Origin of the sequence: Exiguobacterium sp. s39 (assembly GCF_018618925.1) — a bacterium.
Taxonomy (GTDB): domain Bacteria; phylum Bacillota; class Bacilli; order Exiguobacteriales; family Exiguobacteriaceae; genus Exiguobacterium_A; species Exiguobacterium_A abrahamii.
This window is the reverse complement of the sequence record NZ_JACSNA010000001.1, coordinates 1,564,612-1,586,382: the sequence shown is the minus strand read 5'-3', so window position 1 is coordinate 1,586,382 and position 21,771 is coordinate 1,564,612. Positions and strand designations below refer to the sequence as shown.

23 protein-coding genes and 1 tRNA gene are annotated in these 21,771 nt (G+C 47.9%); 20 read left to right on the top strand and 4 right to left on the bottom strand.

Annotated elements, in window-relative coordinates; all coding sequences use genetic code 11:
• The first annotated feature begins 38 nt into the window (after nt 1–38).
• The 3 genes from KNQ11_RS08375 (at nt 39) to trxA (ending at nt 2,264) form a co-directional block, all read left to right on the top strand.
• The gene (locus KNQ11_RS08375) at nt 39–812 is read left to right on the top strand and encodes an electron transfer flavoprotein subunit beta/FixA family protein (protein WP_050677631.1); all 774 of its coding nucleotides are present in this window, start codon (nt 39–41) and stop codon (nt 810–812) included.
• A gap of 13 nt (nt 813–825) precedes the next feature.
• Complete coding sequence (locus KNQ11_RS08370) at nt 826–1,791, top strand: electron transfer flavoprotein subunit alpha/FixB family protein (protein ID WP_149427696.1); 966 nt, start codon at nt 826–828, stop codon at nt 1,789–1,791.
• A 161-nt stretch (nt 1,792–1,952) separates the two neighbouring features.
• Nucleotides 1,953–2,264: a thioredoxin gene (trxA, locus tag KNQ11_RS08365; RefSeq protein WP_023468994.1), complete on the top strand. Its 312-nt coding sequence runs from the start codon at nt 1,953–1,955 to the stop codon at nt 2,262–2,264.
• 61 nt (nt 2,265–2,325) lie between these two features.
• On the opposite strand, the gene KNQ11_RS08360 is transcribed toward trxA, so the two are convergent.
• Nucleotides 2,326–2,706, bottom strand: a complete 381-nt coding sequence (locus KNQ11_RS08360; protein ID WP_483299364.1) for a VOC family protein — start codon at nt 2,704–2,706, stop codon at nt 2,326–2,328.
• Between the two features lie 11 nt (nt 2,707–2,717).
• Nucleotides 2,718–4,040 (bottom strand): dihydrolipoyl dehydrogenase family protein, encoded by a 1,323-nt coding sequence (locus KNQ11_RS08355; protein WP_214723772.1) that lies wholly within the window; start codon nt 4,038–4,040, stop codon nt 2,718–2,720.
• Nucleotides 4,041–4,122: 82 nt separating this feature from the next.
• On the opposite strand from KNQ11_RS08355, the gene uvrC reads away from it, so the two are divergent.
• Nucleotides 4,123–5,907 (top strand): excinuclease ABC subunit UvrC, encoded by a 1,785-nt coding sequence (gene uvrC / locus KNQ11_RS08350; RefSeq protein WP_047393598.1) that lies wholly within the window; start codon nt 4,123–4,125, stop codon nt 5,905–5,907.
• 41 nt (nt 5,908–5,948) lie between these two features.
• Here the strand turns inward: uvrC and KNQ11_RS08345 are convergent, their stop codons facing one another.
• Nucleotides 5,949–6,563: a PH domain-containing protein gene (locus KNQ11_RS08345; RefSeq protein WP_023468990.1), complete on the bottom strand. Its 615-nt coding sequence runs from the start codon at nt 6,561–6,563 to the stop codon at nt 5,949–5,951.
• Between the two features lie 117 nt (nt 6,564–6,680).
• On the bottom strand, nt 6,681–7,103 hold the full coding sequence (locus tag KNQ11_RS08340; protein WP_251139647.1) for a YslB family protein: 423 nt from the start codon (nt 7,101–7,103) through the stop codon (nt 6,681–6,683).
• 210 nt (nt 7,104–7,313) lie between these two features.
• Here KNQ11_RS08340 and KNQ11_RS08335 point away from each other — a divergent pair, with 210 nt between their 5' ends.
• The 16 genes from KNQ11_RS08335 to yihA all read left to right on the top strand — a co-directional run bounded on the left by KNQ11_RS08335 (nt 7,314) and on the right by yihA (nt 21,765).
• Entirely contained in the window at nt 7,314–7,931 is a 618-nt protein-coding gene (locus KNQ11_RS08335; protein ID WP_029342294.1) for a succinate dehydrogenase cytochrome b558 subunit, read from the top strand.
• A 19-nt stretch (nt 7,932–7,950) separates the two neighbouring features.
• Nucleotides 7,951–9,714 carry a succinate dehydrogenase flavoprotein subunit gene (gene sdhA / locus KNQ11_RS08330; protein WP_023468987.1) on the top strand — a complete coding sequence of 588 codons (1,764 nt, stop codon included), beginning with the start codon at nt 7,951–7,953 and terminating at the stop codon, nt 9,712–9,714.
• Nucleotides 9,714–10,520 (top strand): succinate dehydrogenase iron-sulfur subunit, encoded by an 807-nt coding sequence (sdhB, locus tag KNQ11_RS08325; RefSeq protein ID WP_023468986.1) that lies wholly within the window; start codon nt 9,714–9,716, stop codon nt 10,518–10,520. Before sdhA ends, sdhB begins: the two co-directional genes overlap by 1 nt.
• Before the next feature lie 56 nt (nt 10,521–10,576).
• Entirely contained in the window at nt 10,577–11,032 is a 456-nt protein-coding gene (locus KNQ11_RS08320; RefSeq protein ID WP_214771075.1) for an acyl-CoA thioesterase, read from the top strand.
• A 65-nt stretch (nt 11,033–11,097) separates the two neighbouring features.
• Complete coding sequence (locus KNQ11_RS08315; protein WP_012371023.1) at nt 11,098–11,361, top strand: phosphocarrier protein HPr; 264 nt, start codon at nt 11,098–11,100, stop codon at nt 11,359–11,361.
• A gap of 86 nt (nt 11,362–11,447) precedes the next feature.
• Nucleotides 11,448–12,254: a glutamate racemase gene (gene racE / locus KNQ11_RS08310; protein ID WP_023468984.1), complete on the top strand. Its 807-nt coding sequence runs from the start codon at nt 11,448–11,450 to the stop codon at nt 12,252–12,254.
• Entirely contained in the window at nt 12,255–13,010 is a 756-nt protein-coding gene (rph, locus tag KNQ11_RS08305; RefSeq protein WP_087681203.1) for a ribonuclease PH, read from the top strand.
• Nucleotides 13,007–13,600 (top strand): XTP/dITP diphosphatase, encoded by a 594-nt coding sequence (locus tag KNQ11_RS08300; RefSeq protein ID WP_214771072.1) that lies wholly within the window; start codon nt 13,007–13,009, stop codon nt 13,598–13,600. The genes rph and KNQ11_RS08300 overlap by 4 nt, the downstream gene beginning before the upstream one ends.
• A gap of 5 nt (nt 13,601–13,605) precedes the next feature.
• Nucleotides 13,606–14,115: a metallophosphoesterase family protein gene (locus tag KNQ11_RS08295; RefSeq protein ID WP_214771069.1), complete on the top strand. Its 510-nt coding sequence runs from the start codon at nt 13,606–13,608 to the stop codon at nt 14,113–14,115.
• A 73-nt stretch (nt 14,116–14,188) separates the two neighbouring features.
• Nucleotides 14,189–14,262 (top strand) — tRNA-Arg (locus tag KNQ11_RS08290).
• A 102-nt stretch (nt 14,263–14,364) separates the two neighbouring features.
• Complete coding sequence (locus KNQ11_RS08285; protein WP_231681742.1) at nt 14,365–14,889, top strand: hypothetical protein; 525 nt, start codon at nt 14,365–14,367, stop codon at nt 14,887–14,889.
• A gap of 27 nt (nt 14,890–14,916) precedes the next feature.
• Complete coding sequence (locus tag KNQ11_RS08280) at nt 14,917–15,900, top strand: hypothetical protein (protein ID WP_149427690.1); 984 nt, start codon at nt 14,917–14,919, stop codon at nt 15,898–15,900.
• 110 nt (nt 15,901–16,010) lie between these two features.
• Nucleotides 16,011–17,303, top strand: coding sequence for a trigger factor (gene tig / locus KNQ11_RS08275; RefSeq protein ID WP_029342286.1), 1,293 nt, complete (start codon nt 16,011–16,013; stop codon nt 17,301–17,303).
• A gap of 234 nt (nt 17,304–17,537) precedes the next feature.
• Nucleotides 17,538–18,803 (top strand): ATP-dependent protease ATP-binding subunit ClpX, encoded by a 1,266-nt coding sequence (clpX, locus tag KNQ11_RS08270; RefSeq protein WP_023468977.1) that lies wholly within the window; start codon nt 17,538–17,540, stop codon nt 18,801–18,803.
• A 69-nt stretch (nt 18,804–18,872) separates the two neighbouring features.
• Nucleotides 18,873–21,182, top strand: a complete 2,310-nt coding sequence (lon, locus tag KNQ11_RS08265) for an endopeptidase La (RefSeq protein ID WP_023468976.1) — start codon at nt 18,873–18,875, stop codon at nt 21,180–21,182.
• 1 nt (nt 21,183) lies between these two features.
• Nucleotides 21,184–21,765: a ribosome biogenesis GTP-binding protein YihA/YsxC gene (gene yihA, locus KNQ11_RS08260; protein WP_023468975.1), complete on the top strand. Its 582-nt coding sequence runs from the start codon at nt 21,184–21,186 to the stop codon at nt 21,763–21,765.
• The last annotated feature ends 6 nt before the right edge of the window (nt 21,766–21,771 follow it).

Here is a 21,771-nt window from a genome sequence, read left to right as displayed (position 1 = left end):
AAGAATGATGGTGAATAGACGACAAGGGGGAGCATGAGATGGAAATCTATGTACTGTTGAAACGCACATTCGATACGGAAGAAGCAATCCAACTCGAGAATGGTCAAATCGATGAGGATGGCGCTGAGTTCATCATTAACCCATACGATGAGTATGCGGTAGAAGAAGCGATTCGTGTCCGTGATGCACAAGGGGGAACGGTGACGGTCGTGACGGTCGGACCGGAAGATGCGGACAAGGAATTACGAACAGCACTCGCAATGGGAGCGGATCAAGCAGTTCGTATATCGATTGAAGATGATATCGAAGAGGCAGATCATTTCACGATTTCTGAAGTGCTCGCTGGTTATTTGAAGGAACAAACGGTTGATCTCGTCATCGCCGGAAACGTCGCAGTCGATGGCGGAAGTGGTCAAGTGGCGCCTCGCGTCGCAGAACTACTTGATATCCCTTACGTGACGACGATCACGAAACTAGAGCTCGACGGTACGAAAGCTGTCGTGACACGCGACGCTGAAGGGGATACGGAGACGATCGAAACAACACTTCCGTTACTCGTCACTGCGCAACAAGGGTTGAACGAACCGCGTTATCCAAGTCTTCCGGGAATCATGAAAGCGAAGAAGAAGCCGCTTGAAGAACTCGAACTCGATGATCTCGAACTTGATGAAGACGAACTCGCACCACGTCTAGAAACGATTGAGCGTTTCTTACCACCGAACAAAGCAGCTGGTAAGATCCTCGAAGGTGAACTGAACGAGCAAGTCGCGCAGCTCGCATCATTATTACGTAACGAAGCAAAAGTGGTCTAAGGGGGAGAAACGAATGACAAAAGCATTAGTACTCGCAGAATCACGGGATGGTAGTTTACGGAATGTGTCGTTTGAGGCAATCGCAGCAGCGCGACGTGTCGCAGATGAAGTCATCGCGGTCCTGATTGGACACGATGTCGCAAAGGATGCCGATGCTCTAGCATCACGCGGAGCTGACCAAGTCCTCATCGTCGAGGATGAGCGTCTTTTACACTACACGCCAGACGGTTATGGACAAGTCTTCCTCGAGTTGATGAATCGAACGTCACCCGACGTGCTCGTCTTCGGTCATACGTCGCTCGGCAAGGATCTATCACCGAAGATCGCGGCAAAACTACAAGCCGGTTTGATCAGTGATGTGACGGCGATTGAAGGGGAAGGCGCAGATGCGTCATTCATTCGCCCGATCTACTCGGGGAAAGCATTTGAAAAAGTTAAAGTCGCAGAAGGCAAGACACTCTTTACAGTCCGTCCGAACAACATCGATCCGCTCGAAGCAGGTAGTTCACAAGGAACGGTCGAGTCGGTTACGGTTGAACTGAAGGATTTACGGACAATCGTCGCAGACATCGTACGCAAAGCAACAGGCGGCGTTGATTTGTCAGAGGCAAAAGTCATCGTCGCAGGTGGACGAGGCGTCAAGAGTTCGGACGGCTTCGCACCGTTACAAGAACTAGCAGATGTCCTCGGAGGAGCAGTGGGTGCTTCGCGTGGTGCTTGTGATGCAGATTACTGCGACTATGCGCTTCAAATCGGTCAGACAGGTAAAGTCGTTACACCGGACCTTTATATCGCGTGTGGGATCTCAGGTGCGATCCAACACTTAGCAGGGATGTCAAATGCCAAAGTGATCGTTGCGATCAACAAGGACCCGGAAGCGAACATCTTCTCTGTCGCTGACTATGGCATCGTCGGTGATTTGTTCGACGTCGTGCCACTATTGACAGCTGAATTCAAAAAAATGCTCGTTCACGGATGAGTTTGAAGACCGGTGCCATTATCATGGTGCCGGTTGTTTTTGCAGATTTTTCGCGTGAGCAGTTTCGTTTGTTGGAAGAGACTGCTATGATATACTCGAATCAATAAAGAGATCACCCATTTTTTTACCGGGTGGATCTACTCATTAGGAGGTTATGATCAATGGCAATCGTACACGCAACTAGCCAATCATTTAAAGAAGAAACACAAGAAGGTCTCGTCCTTGTTGATTTTTGGGCAACATGGTGTGGACCATGTCGTATGCTCGCACCTGTTCTTGAAGAACTCGATGCTGACATGCAAGATGTAAAAATCGTCAAAGTCGACGTAGATGCAAACCCAGAAGTAGCTGGAGCATTCCAAGTTCAAAGTATCCCGACACTCGTTCTCTTCAAAGATGGACAACCTGTCAACAAAACAATGGGCTTCATGCCAAAAGACGCACTTAAAGAATTCGTTGAAACATCTAACTAATTCTTTCCTGCATATCAAAACAGACCGTTCTGCACAGGCAGAACGGTCTGTTTTTTTTAGATTACATTGGCGTACAAAGTTCGATCAGGTGACCATCGGGGTCGAGAACATAGGCGACGACTTGCCCCCACGGTTTTTGTGCAGGCGCGAGGACGGTCTCATATCCTGCCTCCACCACCTTCTGAAATAGAGTAGGGACGTCATCCGTGATGAAACCAATCTCTAACGTCTGTTGTGTTTTTCCACTCGGTATCATGTAATCCGGAATCAACTGTTGCACGTCTTCACGCGTATTGAAGGCGAGTGTCGTCTGACCGGTCTCGAACTCGATGTAGCTCCCGTGCTCCGCCTTGACGGATAAGCCAAGAACGTCTCGATAGAATGTCAGCGTTCGTGCAGTGTCTTCAACGTATAAAATCGTATAGACGTATTGAATCATCAAAAATCCTCCTGTCAATCCTCGAATAACGAAGCGATGTCTGAAGCCGGTGTCGGATAAGCGAATCCAGTCTGTTGCATCGAAGTACTTGGAATCCGGTGTTGCATCGCAAACGAGAAATAGTTTGCTAGTTCCGCTGCATTGACACCGATGAAGTGTGCGCCGAGTACTTGATCATCTTCTCCAACGAGCACTTTCGCCCGAGCAAAAATGTCTTTGATCCGTGCGTTCGTTTGCCAGGAGGACGTATCGATCAAGCGACCACGGTAAGGAATACCTGCTTTTTTCAAAGCAGCTTCCGTTTCACCGACGAGGGCGAGGTTCGGAGCAGTGAATACGACGCTTGGTACAGGGAGCAGCTCCAGTTTCCGGTTGTTCCCTTCGAGCATGTTATCGGCAGCGAGTCGTCCTTCGGTTCCAGCAAACGGCGTCAATGCGGGATTCCCGCTGACAGCGACATCTCCTGCGGCATAGATATGTTCGACGGAAGACTGAAGGTACGCATTGACATGGATTCCTTTTTCGTTATGCGCAACGCCGATGGCTTCGAGACCAAGCTGGTCGATACTCGCGACACGTCCGGTCGCATTCAAGACGACGTCGGTCTTCAATACGTCGCCGTTCGATAAATGAAGGGATTCCTCTTCGTAAGCGACGACCTTTGCTTCTTTGATGATCGAGATACCAAGTGCCCGTGTGGCTTCTAACAACACATCGACCAATTCGCTCTCGAATTGTTTTAAGGGGTTAGAACGTAAGACGATCGTGACGTCTGCGCCAGCAATACGAGCGAGATGGGCGAACTCGAACGAGATATAACCACCGCCGATGCAGACGAGTCGTCGTGGAAGTTCTTTCAGTTCAAGAAACTCATTACTTGTTATGAAACGCTCACTACCGGGTACAGATAATTCGCGAGGTCTTAGACCGGTTGCAATTAAAAACTGTTTCCCTTCGATTTCGTCTTCACCAATTCGAAGGCGATGTGAAGACACGAAATGCGGTTCTCCATGGAAATAGTCGATGTCCGTTTCCGCGTACCGCTTCCGTGTTTGCTCCGGGATGGCGCGTGTGTATTCATTCTTTCGCTCCATCAATTGGCGCCAATCAATCGAAATCAGCCCCTTTACGCCGTATCCGAGCAATCGCTCGACAGCGTCTTTCGTCTCACTACCCGTCAGTAAGATTTTTTTGGCGTCACATCCACGTTGTGCGCATGTGCCACCTGGAGTGAAGTTCTCCACGATGGCAACACGTAGTCCTTTTTCAGCGAATTTATAAGCCGCTTGATTTCCAGCGGAACCTGTTCCGATCACAATGCAATCATATGTACGCATTTTTCATCCTCCGTATGTCATAATCAATGTATGGTATTTACCCGAACGAATAAAACTAAAAACGGTGAAAGGAGACATTTATTTGGGACATCAAGAACATATCAAAGCGAAACTATCCCTTTTGCCTGATGAGCCAGGATGTTATCTGCACAAAAATGAATTCGGCGAAGTCATCTATGTCGGAAAAGCAAAAAATCTCAAGAATCGTGTCCGTTCCTATTTCACGGGAGCACATGATATTAAGACGGAACGTCTCGTCGCGGAAGTCCGTGACTTCGAATACATCATCACAGCTAGTGAACTAGAAGCGTTGTTGCTTGAGATGACGCTTATTAAGAAACATGATCCGAAGTACAATATCATGTTGAAGGATGATAAGTCGTATCCGTACTTGAAAATTACGAATGAGACATATCCTCGCCTGATCACGACACGTAAGTTGAAAAAAGATGGTGGTCATTATTTTGGTCCTTATCCGAATGCGTATGCGGCAAACGAGACGAAACGTCTGCTAGATCGTTTATATCCGCTACGTAAATGCCAGCCGATGCCGAAAAAACTTTGTCTGTATTACCACATCGGTCAGTGTCTCGGTCCATGCGAAATCCCGAATCTCGAGTCGGAACAAAAGGCACTCGTTTCGGAAATCCGACGTTTCTTGTCGGGCGATACGAAGGAGCTTGTCGAAGACTTGAAACAGAAGATGGCGGACGCGGCCGAAACGATGGAATTCGAACGTGCCGGAGAATTGCGCGATCAAGTAAGGGCGATCGAGTCGATCATGAACAAACAAAACATGATCACAGCGGATCTGACGTCACGTGACGTATTCGGGATCCATGTCGATAAAGGCTGGATGTGTGTCCAAGTCTTCTTCCTTCGCGGCGGAAAGATGATCGAACGTGATGTCTCGCTTTTCCCGATCTATGGTACGCCGGCAGAAGAGCTCGAGAGTTTCATCGTCCAGTTCTACGAAAAGAACATCAAACCAAGTGAAGTATATGTACCGCCACTCGTCAATCAGTTGCTGCTCAAAGAGGCGCTATCGATTAAAATTCACGTTCCGGTCCGAGGATCAAAACGGAAATTACTTGATTTAGCGACGAAGAATGCTGAAAATGCGATCTCTGAACGCTTCGAGTTGTTAGCGAAAGACGAGAAACGGACCGTTCAAGCAGTCGAAGAACTCGCCGATGCGATTGACGTTCATCCACTGTCACGGATCGAAATCATCGATAACGCGAACATTCAAGGTGCGGATGCCGTTTCGGCGCTCGTCGTCTTTGAAGACGGTAAACCGCTTAAGAAGGAATACCGGAAGTTCAAAATCCGGACGGTGCAAGGACCCGATGACTATGAATCGATGCGGGAAATCGTGCGCCGTCGGTATCGTCGGTTGTTACTTGAAGGAGCGCGCCTTCCAGATCTCGTCCTGATTGACGGAGGAGTCGGACAGTTGAATGCTGCTTTAGAAGTCATTCAAGATGAACTCGGTTTATCCCTGCCGGTCGGGTCATTAAAAAAGGATGACAAACACCGGACGAGTCAGTTGTTGTTCGGAGAAGGTGCACGGTTAATTGAACTAAGTCCGCGTTCAAGTGCGTTTTATCTACTTCAACGCATGCAAGATGAAGTCCACCGGTTTGCGATCACGTTCCATCGCTCGCTCCGTTCAAAAGGGATGACCCGTTCCTTGCTCGACGAGATACCAGGAGTCGGACCGAAACGACGCCAGCAGTTGATTCGTCATTTCGGATCGATGCGTAGCTTGCGACGCGCAACGATCGAACAGTTGGCGGAAGCAGGATTACCTGTCAAGTTAGCGGAAACCGTCGCTGAATATTTAAGTCAAGCAAATGAAGAATGAAAAAATGCCGTCCTCTTGAAGAGGGCGGCATTTTAAAATAATTAGTTGTTGATGTACTTCTCGTAGTATGAACCGAAGTCACGCTGGTTCCACTGATGGTAGTGACCTTGTAGCCACTCGAAGGATTGTTCAGACAACTCCTTGAATGTTTGCGGCACGTTCATATCACCTTGACGAAGTCCGCCGAGAATCGTGACCGAATGATTCAATGAGCTGTTTGCGAATTCGAGCATCTTTTGTCCTTCATACTGTTTTTCAGCGATCGCAAGAAGTGTTTTGTAAAGATCTTTCACATGTTCGAGTTGTTTCTTATCGACGTCGATCGAATAATGTTTGCCACCGATCTCGAATTTAATCTCGACATCAAGATCGACCGTTCCCGCCGTTTCGAACATGACGTGGCGAATCGGATAGTGTGCGTAAGGATAGCGATACAAGACGCGTTTCGAACTGACGGCACTTTCACCATCGAGGTGAATCAAAGCCAGATTCGTAAAGCAATACTCGTCAGATTTGGATTTGATCAAGAAATAGATTTTCTCGCCGTCTTCATGTAAGACATAATCGTCAGCGGCTGCCTTGTCGAAATCATCAGGATGAATGACTTGTCCGATATCACTGAATCCCGTTAAATCTGCTGCTAGTTTTTTGAACATGTGAAGTTCCTCCTCGCGATTTGTGTACGACTGATTTTACGAGCACTTGCTGCAAAAGGTTTCATGAATCTATTTCGATGTTGAAAATTAAGATTCCTGTCACGTTCTATGTAAATTTTACTTGAGCGGTTCGAGTGGATCTTTAGGGTCGATTTGGACCGTGATTTGAACGAGCTCTTTAGTTAACTCGGCATATCCTTCCGCGACACATCCGTTAAAACGAGAGAACTGTTCAGCGAGGAAACCGGCTTCGAGTTGGAAGTACCCTTGTGGTCGTTCATCTCTCGTCGTATCAGGAGGAGACAGCACCAATGAGATGGCAGTTCCTTTACGTTTCTTGATTTCGAGCGTTCCCCAACCTGCTTGTTCAAAAAATGAGGCTAATTCAGATTCATCTACGACAGGGAATTGACGCGCTAAACGTTTACCTGCCCAGTAGATGACTTGCCGATAATCCGATCCGAGAAGATCGGTCAGCACATAATCTCGGATCAATTCGATACCGAAAAGTGGTGTTTGATTTGGTGTAGCATCCATCATGATTCACTCCTATCTGTGAACCATTATACCGAGATGATTCTTGCCGGTCATTGTTTTCCTAAAAAAATTTGCAGTTAAATGCAACGGCTCGGGTTGTCTTCTAAAAAGGACAGGAGTAGAATAAGTGATGAAAAGACGAATTTCCTTATGAAAGCGCTTTTCTACCAAAATGCGCCAACGGTTGATTGGCAAACAAAAGGGGGGATTTGGATGGCGAATCATCGTGATTTCGTGAGTCGTAAGATACACTCACTGCTCGGCGTCATTCCAATCGGGTTATTTTTACTTTCGCACTTAACGACGAACTACTTCATCGTACGTGGTGAGGAAGACTTCAATAAGGCCGCGGAATTCGTGGGGAACGTTCCGTATCGATTGTTCTTAGAGATCTTTGTCATCTTCATTCCGATCATCTTGCATGGCGTCTACGGCGTGTATATCGCATTCACCGGTTCTGCGAACACAGGGCGTTATACATACTTCCGGAACTGGATGTATGTACTGCAACGGTTCAGCGGTGTATTCCTTGTCGTGTTCATCACGTGGCACGTTTGGGAAACACGTATTGCCGCTGCGATGGGAACACCAGTGGATGCAAGCATGATGCAGAACATCGTCGATAACGGATTCATGCTCGCGTTCTATATCGTCGGGATCTTGGCGACGACATTCCACCTTGCGAACGGACTTTGGACGTTCTGCATCACATGGGGAATCACGCAGTCACCAGCATCTCAACGGGCGATGTCTTACGTGGCAGCACTCGTATTCATCGGTTTATCGTTTGTAGGCGTACGCTCGATCTTAACGTTTGCAGGCGTGTTGTAAGGAAAGGGGAACTGACAACATGGCGAACAAGAATCTTGTCATCATCGGCGGAGGGCTTGCCGGTCTGATGGCTACGATAAAAGCAGCGGAGCAAGGCGTACCAGTTAAGTTATTCTCACTCGTACCCGTCAAACGCTCACACTCTGTTTGTGCACAAGGTGGCATCAACGGAGCGGTCAATACAAAAGGGGAAGGGGATTCACCATACCAGCATTTCGATGACACGGTATACGGTGGGGACTTCCTCGCAAATCAACCACCTGTTCAAAAAATGGCGGAAGCAGCACCGAAGATCATTCATATGTTCGACCGGATGGGTGTTATGTTCAACCGGACACCGGAAGGCTTACTCGACTTCCGACGTTTCGGAGGAACGTTGCATCACCGGACGGCATACGCTGGGGCAACGACTGGGCAACAACTGTTGTACGCATTGGATGAACAGGTTCGTAAGTTCGAAGCGCAAGGTTTGGTAGAAAAATATGAAGGATGGGAATTCCTTCGCGCCATCATCGATGACAATGGCATTTGTCGTGGAGCAGTTTGTCAAAACCTCCGGACGATGGAAATCGAGGCATTTGCCGCGGATTCTGTCATCCTCGCGACAGGTGGTCCTGGGGTCATCTTCGGAAAATCGACGAACTCGGTCATCAACACAGGACAAGCAGCAGCAGCTGTCTATCGTCAAGGAGCAATCTACGCGAACGGTGAGTTCATTCAGATTCACCCGACAGCGATTCCTGGAGACGATAAATTACGTCTCATGAGTGAATCAGCACGAGGTGAAGGTGGTCGCGTCTGGACGTATAAAGACGGTAAACCTTGGTACTTCCTTGAAGAAAAATATCCGGCGTACGGAAACCTTGTTCCACGAGATATCGCGACACGCGAGATTTTTGACGTCTGTGTCAATCAAAAACTCGGCGTCAACGGGGAGAACATGGTCTATCTGGATCTATCACATAAAGACGCAAAAGAACTCGATGTCAAACTCGGTGGGATCCTTGAAATCTACGAGAAATTCGTCGGTGATGATCCACGAAAAGTACCGATGAAGATTTTCCCAGCTGTTCACTATTCAATGGGTGGACTATGGGTCGACTACGATCAAATGACGAACATCCCTGGATTGTTCGCAGCTGGTGAATGTGATTATTCGATGCACGGTGGTAACCGTCTCGGAGCGAACTCGCTTCTCTCTGCGGTATACGGCGGAATGGTCGCTGGACCATCTGCAATCGCATATATGAACGAACTCGAGACATCGGTTCATGAGATGAGCGAGGACGTCGTCGAAGCGCATAAGATCGAAGAAATCAACCGTTTCAACGATATCCTATCAATGGAAGGTACGGAAAATGCGTATCAAATCCACCGTGAGCTTGGGGAGATCATGACGGATAACGTCACGGTCGTCCGGTATAACGATAAGCTCGAAGAAACGCTTACAAAAATCAAGGAACTCCGCGATCGCTTCACACGTATCTCGGCAACGGATACAGCACGTTGGAGTAACCAAGGGGCATCGTTCATTCGTCAGCTCGATCACATGCTCGACCTAGCCGAAGCAATCACGCTCGGTGCCTTAAAACGTGACGAGAGTCGCGGAGCACACTACAAACCGGACTTCCCGGAACGTAATGATGAACAGTTCTTGAAGACGACGATGGCGCGTTATACGAATGGTCATCCAGAAATCTTCTATGAAGACGTCGACACGTCGTTGATTCCACCACGGAAACGCGACTACAGCAAGAAGTCGAAGAAAGAGGTGAAAGCATAATGGCGACACCACTCGAATCATCTACTACGCAAAAATCGGTTCAATTCATCGTTCAACGTCAAGATGGACCTGATGGTAAACCGTATGATGAAGCGTTTGAAATTCCGTACCGTCCGAACATGAACGTCATCTCTGCTTTAATGGAGATTCGCCGGAACCCTGTCAATGCAGCTGGTGAAAAAACGACGCCGATCAACTGGGACATGGGTTGCCTAGAAGAAGTCTGTGGCGCTTGTTCGATGGTCATCAACGGTACACCACGTCAGTCGTGTACGGCACTCGTCGATAAACTCGAACAACCGATCCGTCTGCAACCGATGCAGACGTTCCCGATCGTTCGTGACCTTCAAGTCGACCGTCAACGCATGTTCGATGCGTTGAAAAAGGTCAAAGCATGGGTCCCAATCGATGGAACGTACGATTTAGGACCAGGACCGCGTATGCCAGAAAACAAACGTCAATGGGCATATGAGTTATCGAAATGTATGACGTGTGGCGTGTGTCTCGAGGCATGTCCGAACGTCAACGATCGTTCGACATTCATCGGACCGGCATCGATCTCACAAGTTCGTCTATTCAACTCGCATCCAACAGGTGCCTTCCACAAGGAAGAACGCCTTGAAGCGTTAATGGAAGACGGCGGGATCATGCAGTGCGGTAACGCTCAAAACTGTGTCGAGGTTTGCCCGAAAGGGATTCCGCTGACGACTTCGATCGCAGCGATGAACCGTCAGACGACACTTCATTCATTCAAGAAGTTCTTCGGTAGTGACGAAGGACGGACAGGTGAAGCCGTTAGTTCATGATTTATCAAAGAAGGAGCTTGCTCCTTCTTTTTTCATTCAGACAGGAGGAACTCATTGTGCGCGTACCAGCTTATATTCCAGAACTTGAATCATGGCTTGAACAGATGAAACGTGGCACACGACTCGATGTCGCCGTTCGTTTTGCGGAGACGGATGCCTATGGTCATATGAATAACCGGGTACCGTTCGTCTATTTTGAGGACGTTCGTACATTGATGTTAGAGGAAACAGGATATTCGCTTGCAGAAGACGGCATCATCGTCGTTGCGGATGCCCAGTGTAATTACATTCGCCAAGTCTACCCACGGGCACGTCTCGCTGTCTATGCGTATCCGGTACATGTCGGTAGTGCATCGTGTGACGTCCACTATGCGGCATTTGATGAGCAAGGTGAACTGATGTTCACAGGACGGACATCGATGGTACAAATCGACCGTGCCGGGAAAGCATTCCCGTGGAGTGAAGCATATAAAAATTCCTTGCAGAATCGATTCGAATCCGTTATCATTTGATAATGAGTTCACATATTCGAAAACGACTCACTAGTACGTTATTAGTGAAGGGAGATTTCTTAATCATGGAAAAAACATTCAAAGTCATCGCGGATTCAGGCATTCACGCTCGTCCGGCTACTCAGCTCGTCAACACAGCTTCTAAATTCCAATCAGACATCAACTTGGAATACAACGGGAAGACTGTCAACTTGAAGTCAATCATGGGTGTTCTTTCACTCGGAATCGCGAAAGATTCAGATATCAAAATCGTTGCAAACGGTGACGATGCTTCTGAAGCAATCACGACTCTTTCAGATATGCTGACTAGCGAAGGTCTTGCTCAGTAATCCTGTAATCGTACATTCTCGGACGCCGGTCTTGCACCGTCGTCCTTTTTTGTTACCATAGGAATGAGAGAAAGAGGTGGAGAAGAGTGAATCGAGCGATTGGAGTACTGGATTCCGGAGTCGGTGGGTTGACGGTCGCACGTGAATTGATGCGACAGTTGCCCCATGAGCGAATCATCTATGTCGGGGATACATTACGGTGTCCGTATGGTCCTCGTCCAGAAGAGGAGATTCGTGAGTTTACGTGGGAGATGATTGATTATCTCGTGCAACAAGATGTGAAGTTGATCGTGATCGCCTGTAATACAGCCACGGCTGTCGTCCTAAAAGAAGCGCGAGAACGTTTAAATATACCTGTCATCGGTGTCATTGATCCTGGGGCCCGTGCGGCAGTCAAGGTGACGCGTACGAAACGAATCGGTGTCATCGGAACGAAGATGACGATTACAAGTAATTCCTACGAGAAGGCGTTACGCCACGTCGAAGGACAAGTCGTCGTCGAATCGTTAGCGTGCCCGCCATTCGTCCCGCTCGTCGAGTCGATGCAGACAGACGGTGCGTACGTCGAGCGTGTCGTTGCCAATACATTACGACCATTGATGAATTACGATATGGATACATTGATCCTCGGGTGCACCCATTACCCGCTCCTAGCAGATGTGATTGGACGGGTCATCGGACCAGGCGTCCAACTAATCTCTTCAGGAGACGAGACAGCGCTCGAGGTAGCAGCACTACTTGATTACAATACGATTTCAGCAGATGTGACACAAATTCCGGAACATCGTTATTACGCGACAGGCGATATCCGCTCATTTGATCAGATTGCGACGGATTGGCTCGATCAGACCATCCATGCGGAGCGCATCGTGCTTGGAACGGAGGAAGATTAAATGCGGATAGACCAACGAACGGCGGACCATCTCCGTCCTATTCAATTATCGATTGATGTCAATAAACACGCAGAAGGTTCTGTCTTGATTGAACTGGGCGATACGAAAGTCCTCTGTACGGCGACCGTCGAGGAGAAAGTGCCACCGTTCCTTCGCGGTAAACGCCAGGGCTGGATCAATGCGGAATATTCGATGTTACCACGTGCAACGGCTCAGCGGACCGCACGAGAAGCCGTCCGCGGCAAGCAGACGGGACGGACGATGGAAATCCAACGTCTCATCAGCCGATCGCTTCGGGCAGTCGTCGATTTAGAGAAACTTGGGGAACGAACAATCTGGATCGATTGTGATGTCATTCAAGCAGATGGTGGCACACGAACGGCATCAATCACTGGTGGTTTCTTGGCACTCGTCCGAGCAGTCGATCAATTGATCCAAGCCGGGAAACTGACGGATACGCCAATCAAGGAAGGCATCGCAGCGATCTCGGTTGGAATCGTCGAGTCGAATGTCTTGCTCGATTTATGCTACGAAGAGGATGCTGCGGCTGAAGTCGACTTCAATCTCGTCATGACCTCATCGGGGAAAATCGTCGAGATGCAAGCAACAGGAGAAGAGTCGACATTTTCCCGTCAAGAGATGCTCGATATGCTCGAACTTGGGGAAAAAGGAATTAAGGAACTGATTGATGCTGGTCGAGATGCACTCGGTGTCTCTTGGTGGTATGTAGGAGAAGAAGTGGGGGAACATAGATGAAGGTCATCGTCGCAACACACAATGCAGGTAAAGTGAAGGAACTTGAAAGCATGCTGGGTCGTCTCGGTTATACGGTCGAATCGTTACTCGATCACGCCGATGCTCCGGAAACGGACGAAACAGGTGAGACATTCGAGGAGAATGCACTCTTAAAAGCAACAGAGGCAGCAGCCTACTTTGGCCACGCGGTACTTGCTGATGATTCAGGTCTTGAAGTCGATGCTTTAGATGGCGCTCCAGGTGTCTACTCGGCACGATTCGCGGGTCTTGAAAAGTCGGATGCGGCGAATAACGCTCTACTACTTGAAAAGTTAGAAGGTGTTCCGGAGGAAGAGCGGACGGCGCGCTTCGTTTGTGTCCTCGCGCTAGCGAAACCAACGGGTGAGACATTGACGGTTCGTGGAACGATGGAAGGGCGAATCGGTTTTGAAGCGGCGGGTTCGAACGGGTTCGGTTATGATCCATTGTTCGTCACGGCAAGCGGACAGACGGCTGCTGAGTTGACGAAAGAAGAAAAAGCGATGATTAGTCATCGTGGCAATGCATTGCGCAAGCTCGAACAGGACTTAACTACTTTCTTAGGAGTGTGATGAAGATGAGAGCGTTGATCGTTAGTGATAGCCATGGACTAGAACAAGAACTGCTTACGATATTCGAACGTCACCAAGACGTGGATTTGGCATTTCATTGTGGGGACTCCCAATTGACGCGCGACATCGAATCATTATATCCATATCGTGTTGTGCGAGGGAATTGCGATTACGGACACGATTTTCCGGAAGAAGTCATGTCGGAAATAGATGGTCGTACCATCCTTTGTGTCCACGGACATCGTCAGGACGTCAAATACAGTCTAGATGTCTTGCAGCATCATGCGAAGGAAAAGCAGGCGGACATCGTCTGTTATGGTCATTCCCATGTTGCGAAGGCTGAATATCGGGACGGCGTGTTATTCATCAATCCAGGTTCAATCCGGATGCCACGTCATCGACCAGACAAGACGTATGCGATTCTTGAAGTGGATCAAAACCGTTATTCTGTCGAGTTTCTCGATGTGAATGGCGATCGAGTGAATGCCCTGCATCTGGACGGAACATTTTTGTAATAAAATAAATGCAATGTTTGTAATGTGATTGACACGAAAGAATTGTTCTAGTATAGTTTATTCGTGTTGACACGTCCCAATAGCTCAGCAGGATAGAGCAACGGCCTTCTAAGCCGTCGGTCGGGGGTTCGAATCCCTCTTGGGACGCTATAATTAAAATAGAGACTGCCCTTACGAGGGTGGTCTCTTTTTTTTATTCCGATTTTCGATTATAATTAAGGTATCATGAACTCGAAAGGGATGAATGCAATGTGGAAGAAAGTTGGAGCAGTCCTCGTGCTAAGTACGTTTCTTGCTGGATGTAGTGAGATTTCAAATACAGTCGACGATGCAAAACAACAAGTCAACGATGTAAAAAATAGTGTCGATTACGCTGGAGAACTTCAAGGCATTGCGAAAGATACGGCCCAAGTCACGTCAGATTTGTCGGCTTCCTTGAATGAGGCGGCTACGACAGCGCGTGAATCCGCGAACCCTGAACAAGCACTTGATCAACAAATCGAAAAGTTGAAGGAAAACGGAACGATTGATCAGTTCAATCAAGAACTGGATCAAATCGATCAACGATTAGCGGGACTTGAAAATCCGCCGCAAGAATTGCAGAATTTAAGTGCAAAACTCGAGCAGTACGTGAATCAATCGGAAGACATCGCTCGATTACTCGAAGCTGACGTCTCATTAGATACGTTGAATCGATTAGGAATCGAGCAGGCAGGACAACTTCAAGAAGCGATCACGAACTGGACGTCTTTACTCGATCCATTTACGAAATAAGAAGTGAACATGAAGGAGTGCCGGAATATGGGGACATCGCGCTGGATGGAACATGAACTAGAAGTAGAGCGAGCGCGGATTCTTCGTTTGCCCGCTTCTAAACAAGAACAATTGATTATGGAATTAGAGACTGACCAATTGACAGGAGAAGATGTATTACACCGGCTCTATGTCATTCAACCACTCTTAATGCATGACCGGGAACGATTTGAAACAGTGGCAGAACGATTTCTTGAAGTCGAGGGTGTCGAGCAAGTGCTCGCACTCTTTCTTTATGAACTCGGAGAACGTTATCCGATGAAACTCGCTTTGCGCTCGGCGTCACCGTATCTGCCGTATGGGCTCGCGCTTCGATTAGATGAAATCAAACAACAGATGCGTGTTCGCGAACAAAAGCCGGCAGTTCAAAACAACCCTGTTGCGCAGCGTGAGGTAACATCAGCAACGGAACTGATGCATGTGTTGCGACATGGCAGTTGGGTCGAACAAATGCGCCATTTGACCGGTATTGAATTCGAACGGACCTCTGAGCTCATTGCATACATCACCCAGAAATATCTTCAGGCGCAAGAGACCGAACATCAAAGTCTACTCGTCATTGATCTGTTATTAGGAAGCGTGCTGGATCACGTGTCATATCCGATAAGCATTCATGTACCACACTTAGCTGTAGACTGGACGATCTCGTCACGTGAAGAGTTAGAAGAAATCCTGATGGTACATCAACAGGAGCAACAAGCGTTACTGGCATCGATGCATACGTTAGAGCGAATGGATCCGTTCCGAGCGTTGCTCGTCTTGCGATCGGATCAACTGATTCATCTTGAAGAACGAGAACGAATCGGATCAGATATGGAGAAATGGCTCGCAGCCTGCGAAGAACTCGCAGGTCTGACATTTGAACGTGAAGAACCGGAACGTATCCTCAGTCCGCTGGCGAAGCGGTTATACCGAGCGGCACATATCCTTTATCCAGAAGTCATCGCATTCGAGCAGATTTACTTCGATTGAGACATCTGGAAACGATTCGTTCAACAGTGGTAATCGTCAGAACGATTGTGCTATAATGTGACTTGTTGTACACACATGTACGCTAATTGACAATTTTGGAGGGACTCAGCATGACTGCAAAATGGGAAAAACAATCAGGTAGCCTCGGCGTCCTCACGTATGAAGCGCCTGCTGAAGCATTTGATAAAGCGGTAGACCAAGCGTTCAAGAAAGTCGTTAAGACTTTGAACACACCTGGTTTCCGTAAAGGAAAAATGCCACGCGCAATGTTCAACAAAATGTACGGTGAAGAAGCACTGTACCAAGATGCACTCGATATCCTTTACAAGGACACAATCGAAGGTGCAGTCGTCGAATCAGGAATCGAGCCAATCGCGCTTGAGAACATCGACGTTGAAACACTCGAAAAAGGCAAGCCAGTCGAATTCAAAATCACGTTCGTCATCGAGCCAGAAGCTACACTCGGTGAGTACAAAGGTCTTGAGTACACAGCAGTTGAAACGAACGTTACTGACGAAGACGTCGACGCTGAACTCAAAACATTACAAGAACGCGGTGCAGAACTCGTCGTTAAAGAAGATGGCGTCATCGAGAATGGCGATACAGTCGTATTCGACTTCGCAGGTTTCGATGGGGAAAACCAATTCGACGGCGGAACTGCTGAGAACTACTCACTCGTCATCGGTTCTGGAAACTTCATTCCTGGATTCGAAGAGCAAATGGTCGGTTTAAAAACTGGCGAGCAAAAAGATCTTGAAGTGACATTCCCAGAGGAATACCACGAAGCATCACTCGCTGGAAAACCAGTTACATTCAAAGTAACGATCCACGAAGTTAAAGCACAAGAGCTCCCTGAATTGACAGATGAGTTCGCAAAAGAAATGGATGAAGAAGTTTCTTCACTCGACGAGTTGAAAACAAAAATCCGTACGCGTCTCGAAAACACACGCAAACAAGAAGCTGATGCTTCAATGCGCGATGAGTTAGTCGAAGCGGCTACGAAAAACGCGACAGTTGATCTTCCAGAAGTCATGGTCGAAAACGAAGTCGAGCGTATGGTTCAAGAGTTCACACAACGTATTCAATCACAAGGTATCGACCTCAACATGTACTTCCAGTTGACTGGAACGACAGAAGAGGCAATGCGTTCTGAAATGAAAGAGCAAGCGGAAGAGCGTGTTAAAGCACGTCTCGTCCTCAAGCAAATCGTTGCTGACGAAAAAATCGAAGTAACAGATGAGGAAACTCAAGCTGAACTTCAATCAATGTCAGAACTCTACAACATCCCTGCAGATCAACTTGAAACGATGCTTGCACCACAAGGTGGTCTTGAAACGCTTAAAGGCGATCTTCAATTCCGTAAAGCTATCGATGTTCTCGTCGACAACGCAAAAGCAAAATAAGCCATTTCATGGTTTTCGATCGACTTCAAGCCCAATTTCTGGTCTTGGAGTCGATTTTTTTGTACGATAGGTCAAACAAGGACAAACGATCCTTGGTTCAGAACATCAAACTGTAAATCGTTCGTCCAGGATTTGAAAGACTTTCCTTGTTCATGCTACAATCATAAATAGTAAAACGTGAGACGGGATGCTACAGGCATCCATACAATTTCCACGTTAAAGGGGTGGACCTTTATGTTTAAATTTAACGAAGAAAAAGGTCAGCTAAAATGTTCTTTCTGTGGAAAGACACAAGAACAAGTACGCAAACTTGTTGCTGGACCTGGCGTTTACATTTGCGACGAGTGTATCGAACTCTGCAATGAAATCGTAGAGGAAGAACTCGGCACTGAAGAAGAAGTCGAGCTAAAGAATGTTCCGAAACCGCATGAAATTCGTACGACACTTGACGATTATGTCATCGGTCAAGAAAAAGCGAAGAAGTCGTTGTCTGTAGCGATGTATAATCACTACAAACGAATCAATGCTGGTGGTCGCGCAGATGATGTCGAGCTTTCGAAGTCGAACATCGTCATGATTGGACCAACAGGTAGCGGTAAAACACTTCTTGCCCAAACGATGGCACGTATCTTGAACGTACCGTTTGCGATTGCAGATGCAACAAGTTTGACGGAAGCCGGTTATGTCGGTGAAGACGTCGAGAACATCCTGTTGAAACTCATCCAAGCAGCGGACTATGATGTCGAGAAGGCTGAAAAAGGAATCATCTACATTGATGAGATCGATAAGATCGCTCGTAAATCAGAAAACCCGTCGATTACACGTGACGTATCTGGTGAGGGTGTCCAACAAGCCTTGCTGAAGATTTTGGAAGGAACGGTTGCGAGTGTACCGCCACAAGGTGGACGAAAACACCCACATCAAGAATTCATCCAAATCGATACGACGAACATCTTGTTTATCGTCGGTGGCGCATTCGATGGTATCGATCAGTCGATCAAACGTCGTCTTGGTAAAAAAGTCATCGGATTCGGAAACGATTCAGAGAACCGTAACCTTACACAAAAAGAAATTCTGGCAGCTGCATTACCAGAAGATCTTCAAAAGTTCGGTTTGATTCCAGAGTTCATCGGTCGTTTGCCGGTCATGGCGACGCTCGAGCCACTTGATGAAGAGGCACTCGTTCAAATCTTGACGAAACCGAAAAACGCCCTCGTGAAACAATATAAGAAAATGCTTCAACTCGATGATGTCGAACTCGACTTCACGGAAGATGCACTTCTTGAGATTGCAAAACTTGCAATCGAACGTAAAACAGGTGCGCGTGGTCTTCGTTCCATCATCGAAGAAACTATGCTTGATATCATGTTCGAAATCCCATCGCGTGAAGACATCGCGAAAGTCATCATTACAGCAGAAACGTTGACTGGTAAACGCGGTCCAACGCTTGAGTTGAAAGATGGTACAATTGAACATGGGAAAGAAAAAGAAACGGCGTAACACCGTGACAAATCGGCTCGGAGGCTACTTGTACGCCTTTCCGAGTCTTTTTGTTTAGGAGGAATTCGAATGAAGAAAAAACAATATCCACTTTTACCGTTACGCGGTGTCGTTGCGTATCCGTTGATCGGATTGACGATTGATGTCGGGCGTCCGGTATCCTTAAAAGCCTTACTTGCATCAAAGGAACACGAAATTGATCTCGTCGTCGTCACGCAACGTGACCCAGAAGCAGAGCCGTCTGTCGACGGGCTGCACCAGGTTGGTACACTCGTTCAAATCGCGAAGATGAGTGAACTCGGGAATGATACGGTCCGTGTCCGCGTCATCGGGAAGGAACGCGTCCGGATTGAAAACGTCGAGGAGACGGACGAGGGATATCAAGCCGTCATCGAACCAATCGAGAAGATGGACATCAAAGGGGCGAAACAAGAAGCACTCGTTCGTCTGATTAAAGAACAGTTCGGTCAGCTCGTCTCTCGGATCAAAGGAATCGGAACGGATGAACGTCGTCGGTTCGAGACATACGAACGTCTCGACTCATTAACGGACTATATCACGTCGAAGTTACCAATCGATATCTCGAAGAAACAGGAGTTTCTCGAACAACAGGATCCAGTCGAACGAGGGTTGATGTTGCTTGACGTCATGAAGCACGAATATGAAGTCGTCGAACTCGAACGCGAGATGCGTGAACGGACGAAGAAGACGATTGAACAATCGCAACGCGAGTATTACTTGCGGGAACAATTGAAGACGATTCAACAAGAACTCGGTGGCGAGTCGGCTTCTGTTGAAAGTGATGCGACGAAATACCGGGAACAGCTAGCGATGCTTGATTTACCAGAAACGACGGTTGCAAACGTTGAGAAGGAAATCAGTCGTTTAGCTGTCGTACCAGCGACGAGTCCCGAACATGGCGTCATTCGTAACTATCTTGAATGGTTCTTCTCGTTGCCATGGAATGAAGCAACCGATGATTTCTTGAACGTCTCAGCTGCTTCGGAACAGCTTGAAAAGGACCATTATGGTCTAGAGAAGGTCAAAGAACGGATCCTTGAGTATCTTGCCGTTCGTCAATTAACGGACTCATTACGTGGACCGATTCTCTGTCTATCTGGTCCTCCGGGAGTCGGGAAAACGTCGCTTGCCCGTTCGATTGCAACAGCGCTCGAGCGGAAGTTCGTCCGCGTCTCACTTGGTGGCGTGCGCGACGAAGCGGAGATCCGTGGACATCGCCGGACATATATCGGTGCGATGCCAGGTCGAATCATTCGTGGTTTAAAACAAGCAGGAACGAACAACCCGGTCTTCCTGCTCGATGAGATCGATAAAATGTCAAATGACTTCCGTGGTGACCCGTCGTCCGCGATGCTTGAAGTTCTTGATCCAGAACAAAACAACAGCTTTTCTGATCACTATATCGAAGAACCGTTCGATCTATCGAATGTTCTCTTCATCGCGACAGCGAACGATGTCTCGAATATCCCCGGACCATTGCTCGACCGGATGGAACTGATTCAAATCGGTGGCTATACGGAACAAGAGAAAACGGAAATTGCCGTTCGTCATCTCTTATCGAAGCAACTGGCTGAACATGGTCTGAAAAAGAGTCAATTAACAGTCAAGGCAGACGCGCTAGAAGAAGTCGTCCGGCGTTATACACGAGAAGCCGGTGTCCGGAATCTCGAACGTGTTCTCGGCTCACTTTGTCGGAAAGCAGCGAAACAAATCGCGATGGGTGAGAAGAAACGGGTGACGGTGACAAAACGTAATCTGGATGATTTCTTAGGCAAACCGATCTACCGCTATGGTCAAGGCGAGCTCGAAGATATGATTGGCGCGGTGACTGGTTTAGCGTATACTGCTTTTGGGGGCGATACGTTGACGATCGAAGTCAGCCTTGCTCCGGGTAAAGGGAAATTGCAGTTAACCGGGAAACTCGGTGATGTCATGCAAGAGTCGGCTCAGACCGCTTATAGCTTCGTCCGAGCGAATGCGACGTCCCTTGGCATCGAACCGAATTTCTACGAAACGCAAGACATCCACATCCACGTTCCTGAAGGTGCTGTACCAAAAGATGGTCCATCTGCTGGGATCACACTCGCGACAGCATTGATTTCCGCTTTAACAAAACGTCCGGTTCGCCGGGATGTCGGGATGACAGGTGAAATCACGTTGCGTGGACGTGTCTTACCGATCGGTGGATTAAAGGAGAAGTCACTCGCAGCACATCGTGCGGGCTTGACGACCGTTCTGCTGCCGCAAGACAATACGCGGGACATCGATGATATCCCGGAAAGCGTTCGCGCAGGAATGGAATTCATTCCGGTCGCGACGATGGAGCAAGTGCTCGAACATGCATTAAAAGGAGAGTAACATGAAAATTTATAAAGCTGATTTTATTACGAGTGGCGTCAATCCGGAACATTATCCGGAGCCATTGTTGCCAGAAGTGGCACTCGCAGGGCGATCGAACGTCGGAAAGTCTTCCTTCATCAATAAGCTGGTCCAGCGAAAAGCACTCGCACGGACATCTTCGAAACCAGGTAAGACGCAAACCTTGAACTTCTTCAACATCAATGATGAAGTCATGTTCGTCGATGTACCTGGTTACGGGTATGCGAAAGTCTCGAAGACGGAGCGTGAAGCATGGGGCAAGATGATGGAGAAGTACTTCACGCAACGGGAAATCCTCAAAGGTGTCGTACAGCTCGTCGACATCCGACACGATCCGTCTGCGGATGATGTGACGATGTATGATTTCTTGAAGTATTACGATCTACCGGTCATCGTCGTTGCGACAAAACTCGATAAGATCAAAAAGAGTCAACGTGATAAACATATCGCGGCAATCAAACGTAAATTGCAATTTGACGGTCAAGATACCTTGATTCCTTTCTCATCTGAGACAGGAGAAGGCGTCGATGCCGCATGGGAAGCGATTTATCGTCTACTGTAAAATAAC

Bases quoted from the DNA above. Each gene is read 5' to 3' on its own strand.
- KNQ11_RS08375 (WP_050677631.1), top strand. From the start codon at position 39: ATGGAAATCTATGTACTGTTGAAACGCACATTCGATACGGAAGAAGCA.
- KNQ11_RS08370 (WP_149427696.1), top strand. From the start codon at position 826: ATGACAAAAGCATTAGTACTCGCAGAATCACGGGATGGTAGTTTACGG.
- trxA (WP_023468994.1), top strand. From the start codon at position 1,953: ATGGCAATCGTACACGCAACTAGCCAATCATTTAAAGAAGAAACACAA.
- KNQ11_RS08355 (WP_214723772.1), bottom strand. From the start codon at position 4,040: ATGCGTACATATGATTGCATTGTGATCGGAACAGGTTCCGCTGGAAAT.
- KNQ11_RS08345 (WP_023468990.1), bottom strand. From the start codon at position 6,563: ATGTTCAAAAAACTAGCAGCAGATTTAACGGGATTCAGTGATATCGGA.
- KNQ11_RS08340 (WP_251139647.1), bottom strand. From the start codon at position 7,103: ATGATGGATGCTACACCAAATCAAACACCACTTTTCGGTATCGAATTG.
- KNQ11_RS08335 (WP_029342294.1), top strand. From the start codon at position 7,314: ATGGCGAATCATCGTGATTTCGTGAGTCGTAAGATACACTCACTGCTC.
- sdhA (WP_023468987.1), top strand. From the start codon at position 7,951: ATGGCGAACAAGAATCTTGTCATCATCGGCGGAGGGCTTGCCGGTCTG.
- sdhB (WP_023468986.1), top strand. From the start codon at position 9,714: ATGGCGACACCACTCGAATCATCTACTACGCAAAAATCGGTTCAATTC.
- KNQ11_RS08315 (WP_012371023.1), top strand. From the start codon at position 11,098: ATGGAAAAAACATTCAAAGTCATCGCGGATTCAGGCATTCACGCTCGT.
- rph (WP_087681203.1), top strand. From the start codon at position 12,255: ATGCGGATAGACCAACGAACGGCGGACCATCTCCGTCCTATTCAATTA.
- KNQ11_RS08300 (WP_214771072.1), top strand. From the start codon at position 13,007: ATGAAGGTCATCGTCGCAACACACAATGCAGGTAAAGTGAAGGAACTT.
- KNQ11_RS08295 (WP_214771069.1), top strand. From the start codon at position 13,606: ATGAGAGCGTTGATCGTTAGTGATAGCCATGGACTAGAACAAGAACTG.
- KNQ11_RS08285 (WP_231681742.1), top strand. From the start codon at position 14,365: ATGTGGAAGAAAGTTGGAGCAGTCCTCGTGCTAAGTACGTTTCTTGCT.
- KNQ11_RS08280 (WP_149427690.1), top strand. From the start codon at position 14,917: ATGGGGACATCGCGCTGGATGGAACATGAACTAGAAGTAGAGCGAGCG.
- tig (WP_029342286.1), top strand. From the start codon at position 16,011: ATGACTGCAAAATGGGAAAAACAATCAGGTAGCCTCGGCGTCCTCACG.
- clpX (WP_023468977.1), top strand. From the start codon at position 17,538: ATGTTTAAATTTAACGAAGAAAAAGGTCAGCTAAAATGTTCTTTCTGT.
- lon (WP_023468976.1), top strand. From the start codon at position 18,873: ATGAAGAAAAAACAATATCCACTTTTACCGTTACGCGGTGTCGTTGCG.
- yihA (WP_023468975.1), top strand. From the start codon at position 21,184: ATGAAAATTTATAAAGCTGATTTTATTACGAGTGGCGTCAATCCGGAA.